Here is a 13,241-nt window from a genome sequence, read left to right as displayed (position 1 = left end):
TCCAAGGAGGGCTTACTCCACAACCACAGGGCTGAACTCGGGCGGCGCGCCAAAGTAAGCACGTGGCGATGGCGGCTGCGCTCCGTCAATATCCTGCACGCCGTACTGACTGGCCAGCTCAGCGGTGTAGAACACGCCGCCGGAGCGCTTTTCAAGGCACTGCGGGTCATCATGCAAAGCCAGCACCACGCGACCTATGAACTGCGGCGTTTCGGCACTGTCATAGCTGTCACCGTACTTGTGGGGCTCGGCTTCGCAGACCCGCTGCGAGCGCTCGGTCTTGACCAGCCCCGGCCATAGCGCAACCACGCTCACCCCTGCAGGCTTGAAGTCATAGGCCATGTCGAACGTCATCTTGTCCGTGCCTGCCTTGCCCGCGCCATAGGCCGGGCCGTGCATATAGCAGCGGCTGCCTGCGGACGAGATATTGACGACCAGCCCACGCGCAGTGATCAGCAGATCAGCGGCCTCGTGGCACGCCACATAGTTCGAGCGCAGCCCCACGTCAAGCAGCGAGGTCATCGCCAGCGGCTTCTTCCAGAAGGGGCCGACTTCGGTCAGCGGATCGGGAATGGCAATGGCGCAATTGACCAAGATATCCAGCCGGCCATGCTCGCGGCGCACTCGCTCAAACAGCGCGGCCACCTGCAGATCATCACCATGGTCACAGGCCACGGCAATACCGGTACCTCCCGCGGCCGTCACATCGGCTGCTGTTTGCCCCACGGTGCCGGGCAGGGGCGAGTCACCCTCTTTCACGCTACGCCCCGTCACATAAACGGTCGCACCTGCTGCGCCCAGGACCAGCGCCACACCGCGGCCCACGCCACGGCTGGCCCCTGTCACCACACAGATCAATGCATCGCTCATGCTGCCTCCTTTGTTTGCTTTTCAGGCAATGTGGCGCAGCCGCGTGGCCCAGGCAACCTCTGTCAGGACTATCGGGTTATCGCTAGCCTTTATGCAAAAGCGGTCGCGGCCAAGTGCGGGCGCTGCGACACGCTTTGCAGCCAGCGGCACAGCTGCGGGTATTGCGATGGGGTGATGGTTCCTGGCAGGCGAAAGTTCACATACTCGGCCGCCACGGCAATCACCAGCTGATCCAGCGTGAAGGCCTGCTCTTGCAGTGCAGGCAGGTCTTGCTCCAGCAGCGCCAAGGCCCTCTGCATGGCTGCCAGCCGGCGCTGCCCGATGACCGTGGCATCGGCATTCGCGTCATGCTTGCGTGCAATCACGGTGCTGAAGGCCGCTTCCATCAAGCCATAGCCCACACTGGTGCGCGCCAAGGTGGCGGCCATCTCCTGCGCGGGCAGCAGCGATGCGCCATGACCCAGCGTGTCCAGGTACTGGGCAATCAGCAGAGACTCGGCAATGGCATGGCCATCTTCCGTGAGCAGCACAGGAATGCGAGCTTGCGGATGAACGGCCAGCAAGGCCGGGTCATTGGCCCAGGGATCACACCAGACCAGCTCCGGGTTCAGCCCTTTTTCCAGAGCGATTACACGTGCCACACGTGCAAAGGGAGAAGTGGCATTCAAAAACAAACGCATGTCATCCATCCAAATAAAAACAATAGCTGCTGGCGCTTATGCAGTCTGTTCTGGAGCTTGTTTTGAGCGAGAAAACGCAACCAGTATCGCGCCCAGCGCCAGCGCCACACAGCCCAGCACAAACAGGCTGCGATAGCTGCCCGTCTGCGCATAGATAAATGCCATCAAATAGCCCGCCGTGGCCTGCAAAAGCGCAAACGCAGCCGTGGCATAGCCCCACATTTTTTTGTGCTGTGCCGGGCCAATCAGCTGCATCAGATAACCCGAGGTAATGGCTGCCATGCCCGGCGACAGCGCCCCCACCACAAAGCCCGACAGTGCATGGCCGGCAAACCCCACCCAGACCAGCGGCAGGCCTATGGCCACGGCCTTGAGTGCATAGGCCCCGGTGGTCGTTCCCCACCAGCCCCAGCGCGTGGCGCAGAAAGCCGCACACAAAGGCCCGGCAATCGCGCCCAGGCCGAAAAATGCCCATTGGGTGGAGGCGTAGCCCGCGCCCAGTTGCAGCTCGCGGTCCAGATAGTCCACCCAGAATACGGTGTGCGGCACAAAGCCAAAGGCATCGCAGGCATAGGCAATGAACACCAGCACCACGGCCAGACTCCACAGCCTTGCCGCAGGTACAGCCGCCGTCGCCGCTGGTGTGATGGCCACCGGCGCATGCGGATGAATCTGGCGCGCGGCCCGCCAGCCCACCAGCAACGCCAGCGCGCACAGCGCCGTCAGCGCCCACCACACGGCGCCCAGGCTGCTGCGCGCAAACATGGGCACCAGCGTGGCAGCCAGCAAAGCACCCACACCGATACCGCAGAACATCAGCGGCCCCAGCGTGGCACGGCGCCGAGGCGCGGCAGCGGCCATGGCCACCGAAGGGCCCAGCACCATCAACGTAGCGCCCGCAATGCCCGATATCAGCCGCCAGACAAAGAACAGCGCCATGGGCTGCGCAAAGCTGCAGCCCACAAAGCTGAGCATCACAGCCACCCAGCAGATCAGCAGCACACGCAATGCGCCAAAGCGCTCGGCCAGCGGCGCAGCAGCCAGTGCCCCGATCAGATAGCCCAGCAAATTGGCGGCCCCCAGATAAGCCACCTGCTCGCCACTGAACCAGCCTGCATGCACCATTTGCGGCATCAACGCCGTATAGGCAAAGCGGGCCAGACCTACGCCGCTCAAGGTGGCCATGAAGCCGGTCAGCAACAGGGGGAGTTCTTTGCGTTCAATCACGGCCTGTATTCCTGAAAATTGGCAGCAAGCCTAAACGCAGCAACTCAATCATGTCCAATGATTCAAAATGATAGGGAAAATCCATATTCAAGATAGCGGAGCAATCCATGCAACTCAAGTCCCTGCGCATGTTTGAGGCGGTCTGCGACAGCGGCAGCTTTGGCATTGCTGCCCAGCAGCTGCACACCGTACAGTCCAATGTCACAGCGCATATCAAAAAACTTGAAGACGAAGTAGGCGCGCAATTGCTGGTGCGGGCCAACCCGGTTTTCCCCACCCCGGCCGGACGTACGCTGCTGGAGCATGCAAGACCCATGCTGCAGTCGCATGACCGGGTACTGGCGCTGCTGCAAAACCAGCAAGCTGACATCGCAGCCATCAGCGGAGTGCTGCGCATAGGTTCGATGGAAACCACAGCGGCGCTGCGCCTGCCCGCCCTGCTGACAGAGCTGCGCAGACTGCAGCCAGCGATTGATCTGGAGTTGAATGCCCAGCCCAGCGCCAGCTTGCTGGCCGAGCTGCAGGCGGGCCGCATTGACTGCGCCTTTATCAACGGCGCAGCTCCCCACAGCGAACTGCTGTCCTGGCCCGTGTTTCGCGAAGAGCTGGTGCTGGTCAGCCAGCAAGCGCTGGCCCGGTTCCCTTCGCCTGAAGAGTTGAGCCGCGCCGTTTTTCTGGCGTTTCGCCAGGGCTGCAGCTATCGCCAGCGCATCGAGCTGCTGATGGCTTCGCAAGGCGTCAACGCCGTGCGCATCATGGAGCTGGGCATGCTGGACACCATCCTCGGCTGCGTCGCCGCAGGCATGGGCTATGCCTTGCTGCCCCGCGCTCTGGTTGAAGCGCAGCAGCCACGGTTTCACGTGCATTGGCTGGCCCTTCCCGGCTCAGCAAGGCGCGATCTGGCCATGGTGGACACCTGCTTTGTGACGGGCAAGCTGCAAGGCTGGTCTCCTGCCATGCATGCGTTTGCCCAAGTGCTGGGAATCGATGCGCAGGCCCCTCTCACGTCATCCATGCGGCCAAGCGCTTCGTGATGCTGACGGGCAGAGGCCTTGACACTGTGCATCACCGCATCACTACATCACTGCGGCATCAAGGCTCTGCGGTATTGCAAGGCTTCAGCCACATGGGTTTGCGTGATGGTGCTGGAATCTGCCAGGTCGGCAATGGTGCGCGCCACCTTCAAGGCGCGGTGCGTGCCGCGTGCTGACCAGCCCAGTCGCGCAGCCGCCTTGTGCGCAAAGGTCAGTGCCGCGGGCTCCAGCTGCAAATGCTCATCCAGCTGCGCCCCCTGCAGCAGATGATTGGGCACCCTCTGACGCTGCAAAGCCTTGGCGCGGGCCGCACTCACGCGCTGCTGCACGGCGGCGCTGCTCTCACCTTCTGCTGCGGCCAGCAACTCTTCCGGCTGCAGGGCTGCCACCTCCACGTGCAGATCAATGCGATCGAGCAACGGCCCGCTGATGCGCGCCTGATAACGCACCACCTGATCGGGCGTGCAGCGGCAGGCCCGCACACGCGAGCCCCAATAGCCACAAGGACAAGGATTCATGGCCGCAATCAGCTGAAAGCGTGCCGGAAATTCGGCCCGCTGCGCAGCGCGCACAATGGTGATGTGGCCCGTCTCCAGCGGCTCACGCAAGGCCTCCAGCGCACTGCGAGCGAACTCGGGCAACTCATCCAGAAACAAGGCTCCGCCATGGGCGTATGAGATCTCTCCGGGCCTGGGCGGCGATCCTCCACCCACCAGTGCCACAGAACTGGCCGTGTGATGGGGCGATGCAAAAGGCCGCTGGCGCCACAGCGCGGGCGTGAAGCGGTTGCTGAGACTGGCAATCGCTGCGGCCTCCAGCGCTTCCTCATCGGTCATCGCGGGAAGCAAACCTGCAAAACGCTGGGCCAGCATGGACTTTCCAGAACCCGGAGGGCCGATCATCAATACCCCATGCGCCCCAGCCGCTGCAATTTCAAGAGCACGCTTGGCTTGAATCTGGCCACGCACTTCACGCAAATCAAGGGCGTGCTGCACGGCTTGCGCAGCCCTGGCCTGCACTTTTTGCCAGCCTTGTTCGGTCTCTGCATCGACAGCATCACCATTCGTGTCATGAGGGATGAACTGCCGCACCACAGCGAGCAGATGAACGGCGCTGAAGACTTCGATGGTCGGGACAAAAGCTGCCTCTTGCGCGCTTTCGGGCGGCAGCACCAGACGCGCACGGTGCTGCTGGCGTTGCAAGGCCAGAGCGGTAGCCAGTGCCCCGCGCACAGGCCGCAGCGCACCGGTCAATGACAGCTCACCGGCAAACTCATAATCGGCCAGCTGGGCTGCATCGATCTGGCCGCTGGCCGCCAGAATGCCCAGCGCAATGGGCAAATCAAAGCGCCCCGAATCCTTAGGCAGATCGGCGGGCGCGAGGTTGACGGTAATGCGCTTGTTGTTCGGAAACTCCAGCCCCGCATTGACGATGGCTGCCCGCACGCGCTCACGCGCTTCCTTGACTTCCACATCCGCCAGTCCGACCAGCGTGAAGCAAGGCAATCCGTTGGCCAGATGAACTTCCACGGTGACACCGGGAGCATCCAGCCCCAGCAAGGCACGACTTTGAACCAGCGCCAGTCCCATAAGCTCCTCACCCGCGTCACCTGACGCAGCACAGAGGGTATGCGGGAGTCTGTGGCCTAGGCAATAGGGATGAGCAGGACTCCGAGCGTGTTGACACGCCTCAGGGCTTGACGGGCCGCCGCCCCAGGCGGCGCTCGGCCTTGGGAAAGTCTTCCTGCTGCTGCATGGCCTCGGCCCGCTGACTGATCTTGGCAAAGACCTGCGACAGCGTCTGCAGCTGCGCCTCGCTGATATCGCCCAGCAGCTGCTGATTGATGAGCTGCACCTTGGGAAACAGCTCCTCGTACAGCGCCTGCCCCGATGCCGTCAGCTGCACCAGGGCATGGCGGCCATCACCGGCGATGGCGCGCTTTTGCACTAGCGCCTTGGCAATCAGGGCCGAGATGGTGCGCGAGGTCCGGGTTCTATCCAGCCGCACCTGCTCTGCCAGTTGCGAGGGCTGCAGCGGCCCCTTGGCGGCCAGCAGGCTGATCATGGCCCACTCCCTGCGGGTGATGCCAAAGCCGCCTTCGCACAGTCGCACCACCATGGTTCCCGCCGTACGGCTCAGGCAGGCCAGTTGGTAGAGAAACAGGTCGTCCAGTTCGGACGGCTGTCTCCAGGGGTGGCTTGGCGGCTGGCTCATGGCACGTGTCTTTGGGTTTTCTCTAGGAATGATGGATTAGATCCATTATCGAGTCACTGCTTACAGTGGCTCCAAAGAAAACGACAGGAGACACCATGCTTTGCACTCGTATCGCCCGCCGCACTCTGGCCGGGCTGGCGGCCGCCGCGCTTCTGACGGCATCCCATGCTGCCGACAACTGGCCCGCCAAGCCCATACGCATCATCGTTCCCACGCCGCCAGCCGGCCCTTCCGACATCGCCGTGCGCCCGCTCGCGGAGGCCGTGCAAAAGGCGCTAGGTCAAGCCGTGATCGTCGAGAACCGGGCCGGTGCCAATGGCAATATCGGTGCGGCCGAGGTCGCCCGCGCCCCGGCCGACGGCTACACATGGCTGTGGGCCATGGACCCGGTGCTCACCGTCAACAAGCATATCTACAAGAACATCGGCTACTCCAGCGATGCCATCGTGGTGCTCAACGCCGCCGCCAGGTTTTCGCAGACCCTGATCTGCAACCCCGGCCTCGGCTTCAAGTCCGTCAAGGACATGCTCGAGGCCGCCAAATCGCGCGAGCTGACCTATGCCACGGGTGGCGCGGGCTCGCCCGGTCATCTGGTCATGGAGTCGCTGCTGTCCAGCACCGGCGTGAAAATGGTGCACGTGCCCTACAAGGGGCCGGCACCGGCCATGCAGGACCTCATGGGCGGCCAGGTGAACTGCGGCTTCCTGGCGGCACCCACGGTGCTGCCACAGATACAGAGCGGTCGCGTCACCGCCCTGGCCACCTCGGGCCGCACGCGCTCGCCGCTGCTGCCGACATTGCCCACGATTGCCGAGTCGGGCTACCCCGATTTCGACGGCACTTACTGGCTGTTGCTCGCCGCCCCCAAGGGCGTTCCTGCCGAGATCCAGAAGCGCTTTCTCGCAGCCATGGATGCCGCCATCCGCTCGCCGCAGCAGCAGGAGCGAGTCAAGGCCGTGGATATCGAGATGGTGGGTAGCAGCCCCGAGCAGGCCCAGGCCAGGGTGCGCGAGATCTCCGACAAATGGGAAGCGCTGACCCGCAAGATCAATCTGAAACCCGATTGATGCCTCGGGCACGGGCGCCGTCCATCTGAGCATTTCAGGCCGGTGCCGGAGCCCACCTACACTGCCCGGTTTCCAATCATTAATGGTGTGAATTCGCGAGCCGGTACCGGCGCGGACCACAGACCAGGAGAGACATAACGATGCAAAGAAGAATCTTCGGCAAGCTCGCGGTGGGGCTCGGCCTGAGCGCAGGCTTGCTGGGCGGCGGCGCGCTGCAGGCCCAGGAGAGCCATGCTCTGTTTCCCAGCAAGACACCGCTGCGCATCGTGGTCGGCTACCCGCCCGGTGGCGCAACCGACCGCGTGGCACGCCTGGTCGCAGACAAGCTGCAGGCCAAGCTGGGCAGCACCGTGATTGTGGAGAACAAGCCCGGCGCCGGTGGCCGCTTGTCCGCCCAGTACGTGAAGAACGCACCCGCCGCACAACCCGCTATTTTGCTGGCCAACCCTGCCGTCATGGTGGTGGCGCCGCTGGTGTTTCCCGACTCGGGCTATGACCCGGAAAAGGACTTCCTCGCCATCAGCGAGGTCAACCGCTATGAGTTCGGCCTGGCTGTCGCCAGCGCCGTACCCGTCAAGGAGTTGCAGCATCTGCTGGCCTGGCTCAAGGCCAACCCGCAAAAAGCCAATTTCGGCGTTCCTGCCACGGGCAGCCTGCCCCACTTTTTTGCCCTGATGCTGGGCGAAGCGGCCAAGGTGCCGGTCGAAGTCGTGGGCTACAAAGGCTCAGGCCCGCTGCTCACCGACCTCATGGGCGGCCAGGTGCCGATTGCGGTGGATACCTTCGACACGCAGGTCACCCAGCACGAAGCGGGCAAGCTGCGCGTGCTGGCGACTTCGGGCGACAAGCGCAGCCCCATGGCACCGACCATTCCCACGCTCAAGGAGCTGGGTGTGAACCTGGTGGGCACGGGCTGGAACACCTTGTTTGCACCGCAAAGCATGGCGCCCGCCACGGTGCTGCGCCTGTCCGAGCTGGTGCAGGAGGTGATGAAGGACCCGGACATGCAGCAGAAATTTGCCGCCTCCAAGCTGGAGCCGGTGGTCAGCAGCGCGGCACAGACCGAAGCCATGCTCAAGACCTATCGCGCGCAATGGGCGCCGGTGGTGCAGCGTTCGGGATTTAAGCCTTGAGCACCCCCTGAGGCCCTGCGCGCCTTCCCCCTGAAGGGGACGACGCCTTCGCCGCGAAGCGGCTCTTGCTCGGCGTCTCTGCCTTGGAGCATGCCTGCGGGGCGTACAGCTCAATACAGATAGAAATTTTTAGGAGCTGGTAGCGCTTGCTGCTATTCACTTTCAGATTAAAAAGAGTCTGAAATGCTTTACAGACAAGCAGTAACAGCTCCTGTTTTTGAAGATTCTGCGCAATCACCACTTATGACCGATCCCCGCCCCAATCTGATCTTCATCCTGGCCGATGATCTGGGCTATGCCGACCTGGGCTGCACCGGCGCACGCGATGCGCACAACAACGCCACCGATGTATCGCCCCGGCTGGACGCCATGGCCGCCCAGGGCCTGCGCTTTACGCGCGGGTATTCCAACTCCGCCGTGTGCTCGCCCACGCGCTTTGCGCTGGCCACGGGCCGCTGGCAGTACCGTCTGCGCGGCGCAGCCGAGGAGCCGATTGCCAGCGTGCATGGCGACAAGGTGCTGGGCCTGCCGCCCGAGCACCCCACGGTGGCATCGCTGCTGCGCGACGCGGGCTATGCGACGGCACTCATCGGCAAATGGCATCTGGGCTACCCTCCCCACTTTGGCCCGCGCCAATCGGGCTACGAAGAGTTCTACGGTTTTCATGCCGGCGGCAATGATTACTTTGCCCACTGCGACCCGCGCGGCCGACCCGACTTCTGGGTCAACGAAGAGCCGCATGAAGAAGACGGCTATCTGACCGATTTGCTCAGCCGCCGTGCCGTGGACTTCGTCAAGCGCCAGACAAGCGACAAGCCGTTTTATCTGTCGCTGCACTACAGCGCCCCGCACTGGCCCTGGCTGACGCGCGACGACCGCGCAGAGTCAGAGCGCCTCAAGGGCATGGGCAAGCATGTGGATGGCGGCTCTATCGACACCTACCAGCGGATGATTCACCACATGGACGAAGGCATTGGCTGGCTGCTGGATGCGCTGGAGGAGCAAGGCATGAGCGAGAACACGCTCATCGTCTTTACCAGCGACAACGGCGGCGAGCGCTTCTCCAACACCTGGCCCTTTGTCGGCCAGAAAATGGACTTGCTCGAAGGCGGCATTCGCGTGCCCTTGCTGGCCCGCTGGCCGGCACGCATAGCTGCAGGTGCTGTGTGCGACACGCCGAATCTGACCATGGACTGGTCCACCACCTTCCTGGCCGCAGCCGGCGTGGATGCCCACCCCGACTATCCACAAGACGGCATCAGCCTGCTGCCGCTGATGCAAGACCCAAGCTGGGAGCCTGAGCGCGACCTGGCCTGGCGCATGAAGCACCGCGCGCAAAAAGCGCTGATTCGTGGCAACTGGAAGTATCTGCAGATCGAAGGCATCGAGTACCTGTTCAACATCACACAGGACCCACGCGAGCGCGCCAATCTGCGTGAGCGCGAGCCGCAAAAGCTGGCCGAGTTGCGCGCCGCCTGGGAGCAGTGGAACCAGAGCCTGCCGCCGATTCCCGAAGAGGCCAAAGTCTCGCTGGTGTTCACCCAAAACGACCTGCCCCAGGCCAGTTACTAAGGCCTCCAAAAAAGCCTGCTGACGCACTGTCAGCAGGCTTTTTTGCGTTGAACAGCGGTGCATTCGCACCGCCGTCTTTCAGCGTGCAGCGGCTTCCTGCTGCTCGGGCAAAGCGTCGTTATCCATGGTGAGATAAATCAGCACCGCTAAAAACGTGATGAAGAAGCGGAATGCCGAAGGCACGCCATTCCACTGCTTGGACATCCACATGCCGAACCACTCGCCGCCGATGGACATGAACGCCACTTGCCAGGTCAGAAAGCCCAGCGTCAGCCCCGCAATAGCCCAGCTCTTGGCCGTACGAAACACCTTGGGTGCAGCACTGCGCGCCTGCAGCAGCTTGAATCCACCGACCCAGCACAGTACGGCGGTGAGCGTCTCCAGCGCAATGATGCCGATATAGCCTGCGTGATGCACCCATTCCTGCTCTATGGCACGGTACATGATGCCGTTGCCCGGGAAGGTGGTGTCCATCAGGAAGACATGGTGGACAAAGGCAAAGTTGGTGGCGTAGTCGGTGATGTTGCCGAAAGCGACCAGCGTGGCAAAGAAAGCCATGGCCAGCACCATGACGGATTTGGAAAGGCGAATCAGCATTCAACACTCCGGCTCTCAAAAATGGGGGAGACGAACAAGCCGGGCTGGCCGGCAAAAGAGGCGCCGATTGTCTTTGTACAGCGTAAAACGCGTCAACACAGGCTCCACCTCAATGCACCACATCAGTGCAGTCCGCCGCGCTTCGGTGCGTGGAGAGACTTTGTCTTGAAAGCATCGATGGCATGCACAAAAACAGTGCATGCAGCTGCTGCCAGCCAGCCTTCATTCACTCCCACAAGCGTGGTTTTGCGCTCTCAAAAACAGTTGGCACGCTCTGTGCTTTATCCGTTGTGTCAAAGAATTTTGCAAAACGGAGGAAACCAGAATGTCCAGTCTCGCTACCCACCGCTTCAAACGCCTTGCACAGACAGCGGCCCTGAGCTGTGCTGTCCTTGCCCCCATGTGGGCACATGCACAGCTGTCTGCCAATGTGGCACTGACCAGCAACTACAAGTTCCGTGGTCAGGACCAAGACACGGGGCGCAACAAGGCTTTCAAGCCCGCGCTGCAAGGCGGTTTTGACTACAGCTTTGGCGACAGCGGCTTCTATGTGGGCAACTGGAATTCTTCGGTGGACTGGCTGCCCGGCAACTCGCTGGAAACCGACTTCTACGGTGGCTACAAATTCAAGGCCGCAGACATCGACTGGGACTTGGGTGCACTGACCTATGTCTACTCCGGCAATGCCCGTGGCAACACCACCGAGATCTATGGCGCTGGCACTTACGGCCCGTTCACGGCCAAGTATTCGCACACCGTCTCCAAGGACTACTTTGGCTGGGCCGGGGCACGTGATGGTTCGGGCCTGAAGGGGCGCAACACCGGCTACCTGCAACTGGCCTACAGCCAGGAAGTGGCACCCAAGGTGACGCTCAAAGCATCCGTGGGCTACACGCATTTTTCCAGCGACATCAAGAGCCTGGGCGTGCCCAACTATGTGGACTACAGCGTGGGCGGTGCGTATGACCTGGGAGACGGTTTCTCGCTGTCTGGCGCAGTCACCGGAGCCAACAAGAAAGCCTATTTTGGCGATGTGAACAAGGCGCGTCTGATCGTGACGCTGGCCAAGACTTTTTAATCTCTGAGGAGCCTGTCATGAAGTTGGTATCCGCCATCATCAAACCCTTCAAGCTGGACGAAGTTCGCGAGGCGCTGTCCCAGATCGGTGTGCAAGGCATCACCGTGACCGAAGTGAAGGGCTTTGGCCGCCAGAAGGGCCATACCGAGCTGTACCGCGGAGCCGAATACGTGGTCGATTTTCTGCCCAAGCTCAAGATCGAAGTCGCCATTGCCGACGAGCTGCTGGAGCCCGTACTGGACGCCATCGAAGGCGCAGCACGCACCGGCAAGATCGGTGACGGCAAGATTTTCGTCATGCCGCTGGAGCAGTCCCTGCGCATCCGCACCGGTGAAACCGGTGAATCGGCCCTGTGAGCCCTACTCACTGACTTCGCGAAAGAGAAATTGCCATGACTAAGAAACTCTTGAGTGCAGGCCTGGGACTGGGCCTGCTGGCTGCCAGCGCCGCAGCGCTGGCACAGGACGCCGCTTCCGCAGCTGCACCGGCTGTTGCCGCTACCGTGGAAGCCGTCCCGACACTCAGCGCCGGCGATACTGCCTGGATGCTGACTTCGACCATGCTGGTCATTTTGATGATCATCCCCGGCCTGGCCCTGTTCTACGGCGGCCTGGTACGCAGCAAGAACATGCTGAGCGTGCTGGCCCAAGTCTTTGTGATCTTTTCGCTGGTGACCGTGCTGTGGACCATTTACGGCTACACACTGGCCTTTGGCGGGGAAGGCAAATTCTTCGGCAGCTTCGACAAGGTCTTCCTCAAAGGAATCACGCCTGACACGCTGTCGCACCTGCTGGCCACCATTCCCGAGTATGTGTTCGTGGCCTTTCAGGCTACCTTTGCGGCCATCACCGTAGCGCTGATCGTGGGTGCGTTTGCCGAGCGCATCAAGTTCGCGGCCGTGATCATTTTTGCCGTTCTGTGGTTCACCTTCAGCTACATCCCCATGGCCCACATGGTGTGGGGCGGCGGCCTGCTGGCCGAAGACGGCGCGCTGGACTTTGCGGGCGGCACCGTGGTCCACATCAATGCTGCCATCGCCGGTCTGGTGGGCGCCTACATGCTGGGCAAGCGCATCGGCTTTGGCAAGGAAGCCCTGCCGCCGCACAGCCTGACACTGACCATGGTGGGTGCCTCGCTGCTGTGGGTGGGCTGGTTTGGCTTCAACGCAGGCTCTGCAGGTGCTGCCAACGGCGCAGCGGGTCTGGCCTTTGTCAACACCATCGTTGCCACCGGCGCTGCGGCCCTGTCCTGGATTGCCGCCGAAGCCCTGCTGCGTGGCAAGGCCTCCATGCTGGGTGCAGCCTCGGGTGCCGTGGCCGGTCTTGTCTGCATCACACCCGCCGCCGGCTTCGTCGGCCCCATGGGCTCCATCGTGATGGGCATCATTGCCGGCCCGCTGTGCTTCTGGGGCGTGTCCGGTCTCAAGCGCCTGCTCAAGGTCGATGATGTCTGCGACGTGTTCGGCGTGCATGGTGTGGGCGGCATTCTGGGTGCCATCCTGACCGGCGTATTCTGTGCATCGGGTCTGGGCGGCATCGAGCCCGAGGGCTACAGCATGGCGCATCAACTGTGGGTGCAGCTTGAGAGCGTGCTGGTGACTATTGTCTGGTCCGGTGTGGTCTCCTACGTGGCCTACAAGATTGCCGATCTGACCGTGGGTCTGCGTGTCTCTGAAGAGTCCGAACGCCAGGGTCTGGACATTTCTTCTCACGGAGAAGTGGCGTATACAAGGTAACCCCCTGAGGCGCTTTGCGCCTTCCCCCTTTCTC

The 13,241-nt window shown here is 62.3% G+C and carries 13 protein-coding genes; 7 read left to right on the top strand and 6 right to left on the bottom strand.

The genetic code is table 11. The features are described 5' to 3' along the window. Positions 1 to 12: 12 nt before the first annotated feature. From AC2I9W_RS08940 to AC2I9W_RS08930, 3 genes are all read right to left on the bottom strand, one after another. Positions 13 to 870: an SDR family NAD(P)-dependent oxidoreductase gene (locus AC2I9W_RS08940; protein ID WP_486409646.1), complete on the bottom strand. Its 858-nt coding sequence runs from the start codon at positions 868 to 870 to the stop codon at positions 13 to 15. 89 nt (positions 871 to 959) lie between these two features. After that, positions 960 to 1,550, bottom strand: coding sequence for a glutathione S-transferase family protein (locus AC2I9W_RS08935; RefSeq protein WP_486409645.1), 591 nt, complete (start codon positions 1,548 to 1,550; stop codon positions 960 to 962). A gap of 36 nt (positions 1,551 to 1,586) precedes the next feature. Next, on the bottom strand, positions 1,587 to 2,777 hold the full coding sequence (locus AC2I9W_RS08930; protein WP_486409644.1) for a YbfB/YjiJ family MFS transporter: 1,191 nt from the start codon (positions 2,775 to 2,777) through the stop codon (positions 1,587 to 1,589). A gap of 107 nt (positions 2,778 to 2,884) precedes the next feature. On the opposite strand from AC2I9W_RS08930, the gene AC2I9W_RS08925 reads away from it, so the two are divergent. Further along, positions 2,885 to 3,811 (top strand): LysR substrate-binding domain-containing protein, encoded by a 927-nt coding sequence (locus tag AC2I9W_RS08925; protein ID WP_486409643.1) that lies wholly within the window; start codon positions 2,885 to 2,887, stop codon positions 3,809 to 3,811. A gap of 47 nt (positions 3,812 to 3,858) precedes the next feature. Here the strand turns inward: AC2I9W_RS08925 and AC2I9W_RS08920 are convergent, their stop codons facing one another. Then, positions 3,859 to 5,400, bottom strand: a complete 1,542-nt coding sequence (locus AC2I9W_RS08920; RefSeq protein ID WP_486409642.1) for a YifB family Mg chelatase-like AAA ATPase — start codon at positions 5,398 to 5,400, stop codon at positions 3,859 to 3,861. A 100-nt stretch (positions 5,401 to 5,500) separates the two neighbouring features. Beyond that, positions 5,501 to 6,025 (bottom strand): MarR family winged helix-turn-helix transcriptional regulator, encoded by a 525-nt coding sequence (locus AC2I9W_RS08915; protein WP_486409641.1) that lies wholly within the window; start codon positions 6,023 to 6,025, stop codon positions 5,501 to 5,503. A 95-nt stretch (positions 6,026 to 6,120) separates the two neighbouring features. On the opposite strand from AC2I9W_RS08915, the gene AC2I9W_RS08910 reads away from it, so the two are divergent. The 3 genes from AC2I9W_RS08910 (at position 6,121) to AC2I9W_RS08900 (ending at position 9,797) form a co-directional block, all read left to right on the top strand. Next, complete coding sequence (locus AC2I9W_RS08910; RefSeq protein WP_486409640.1) at positions 6,121 to 7,092, top strand: tripartite tricarboxylate transporter substrate binding protein; 972 nt, start codon at positions 6,121 to 6,123, stop codon at positions 7,090 to 7,092. A gap of 140 nt (positions 7,093 to 7,232) precedes the next feature. Continuing rightward, entirely contained in the window at positions 7,233 to 8,225 is a 993-nt protein-coding gene (locus AC2I9W_RS08905; protein ID WP_486409639.1) for a Bug family tripartite tricarboxylate transporter substrate binding protein, read from the top strand. Between the two features lie 243 nt (positions 8,226 to 8,468). After that, positions 8,469 to 9,797 carry a sulfatase family protein gene (locus tag AC2I9W_RS08900; RefSeq protein ID WP_486409638.1) on the top strand — a complete coding sequence of 443 codons (1,329 nt, stop codon included), beginning with the start codon at positions 8,469 to 8,471 and terminating at the stop codon, positions 9,795 to 9,797. A 78-nt stretch (positions 9,798 to 9,875) separates the two neighbouring features. Here the strand turns inward: AC2I9W_RS08900 and AC2I9W_RS08895 are convergent, their stop codons facing one another. Next, on the bottom strand, positions 9,876 to 10,394 hold the full coding sequence (locus tag AC2I9W_RS08895; protein WP_486409637.1) for a DUF2165 family protein: 519 nt from the start codon (positions 10,392 to 10,394) through the stop codon (positions 9,876 to 9,878). Positions 10,395 to 10,719: 325 nt separating this feature from the next. Here AC2I9W_RS08895 and AC2I9W_RS08890 point away from each other — a divergent pair, with 325 nt between their 5' ends. Genes AC2I9W_RS08890 through amt form a run of 3 tightly spaced genes read left to right on the top strand, consistent with a single transcriptional unit; the run spans position 10,720 to position 13,207 of the window. Then, positions 10,720 to 11,472 carry a TorF family putative porin gene (locus tag AC2I9W_RS08890; RefSeq protein ID WP_486409636.1) on the top strand — a complete coding sequence of 251 codons (753 nt, stop codon included), beginning with the start codon at positions 10,720 to 10,722 and terminating at the stop codon, positions 11,470 to 11,472. 17 nt (positions 11,473 to 11,489) lie between these two features. Next, positions 11,490 to 11,828, top strand: coding sequence for a P-II family nitrogen regulator (glnK, locus tag AC2I9W_RS08885; RefSeq protein WP_158388676.1), 339 nt, complete (start codon positions 11,490 to 11,492; stop codon positions 11,826 to 11,828). Positions 11,829 to 11,863: 35 nt separating this feature from the next. Further along, on the top strand, positions 11,864 to 13,207 hold the full coding sequence (gene amt / locus AC2I9W_RS08880; protein ID WP_486409635.1) for an ammonium transporter: 1,344 nt from the start codon (positions 11,864 to 11,866) through the stop codon (positions 13,205 to 13,207). Positions 13,208 to 13,241 lie beyond the last annotated feature (34 nt).

It is taken from the genome of Comamonas sp. FUJ_7 (assembly GCF_057369555.1).
The sequence above is the reverse complement of the archived record's forward strand: the minus strand, read 5'-3'. Positions and strand labels throughout refer to the sequence as shown.

Bases quoted from the DNA above. Each gene is read 5' to 3' on its own strand.
- AC2I9W_RS08940 (WP_486409646.1), bottom strand. From the start codon at position 870: ATGAGCGATGCATTGATCTGTGTGGTGACAGGGGCCAGCCGTGGCGTG.
- AC2I9W_RS08935 (WP_486409645.1), bottom strand. From the start codon at position 1,550: ATGCGTTTGTTTTTGAATGCCACTTCTCCCTTTGCACGTGTGGCACGT.
- AC2I9W_RS08925 (WP_486409643.1), top strand. From the start codon at position 2,885: ATGCAACTCAAGTCCCTGCGCATGTTTGAGGCGGTCTGCGACAGCGGC.
- AC2I9W_RS08920 (WP_486409642.1), bottom strand. From the start codon at position 5,400: ATGGGACTGGCGCTGGTTCAAAGTCGTGCCTTGCTGGGGCTGGATGCT.
- AC2I9W_RS08915 (WP_486409641.1), bottom strand. From the start codon at position 6,025: ATGAGCCAGCCGCCAAGCCACCCCTGGAGACAGCCGTCCGAACTGGAC.
- AC2I9W_RS08910 (WP_486409640.1), top strand. From the start codon at position 6,121: ATGCTTTGCACTCGTATCGCCCGCCGCACTCTGGCCGGGCTGGCGGCC.
- AC2I9W_RS08905 (WP_486409639.1), top strand. From the start codon at position 7,233: ATGCAAAGAAGAATCTTCGGCAAGCTCGCGGTGGGGCTCGGCCTGAGC.
- AC2I9W_RS08900 (WP_486409638.1), top strand. From the start codon at position 8,469: ATGACCGATCCCCGCCCCAATCTGATCTTCATCCTGGCCGATGATCTG.
- AC2I9W_RS08895 (WP_486409637.1), bottom strand. From the start codon at position 10,394: ATGCTGATTCGCCTTTCCAAATCCGTCATGGTGCTGGCCATGGCTTTC.
- AC2I9W_RS08890 (WP_486409636.1), top strand. From the start codon at position 10,720: ATGTCCAGTCTCGCTACCCACCGCTTCAAACGCCTTGCACAGACAGCG.
- glnK (WP_158388676.1), top strand. From the start codon at position 11,490: ATGAAGTTGGTATCCGCCATCATCAAACCCTTCAAGCTGGACGAAGTT.
- amt (WP_486409635.1), top strand. From the start codon at position 11,864: ATGACTAAGAAACTCTTGAGTGCAGGCCTGGGACTGGGCCTGCTGGCT.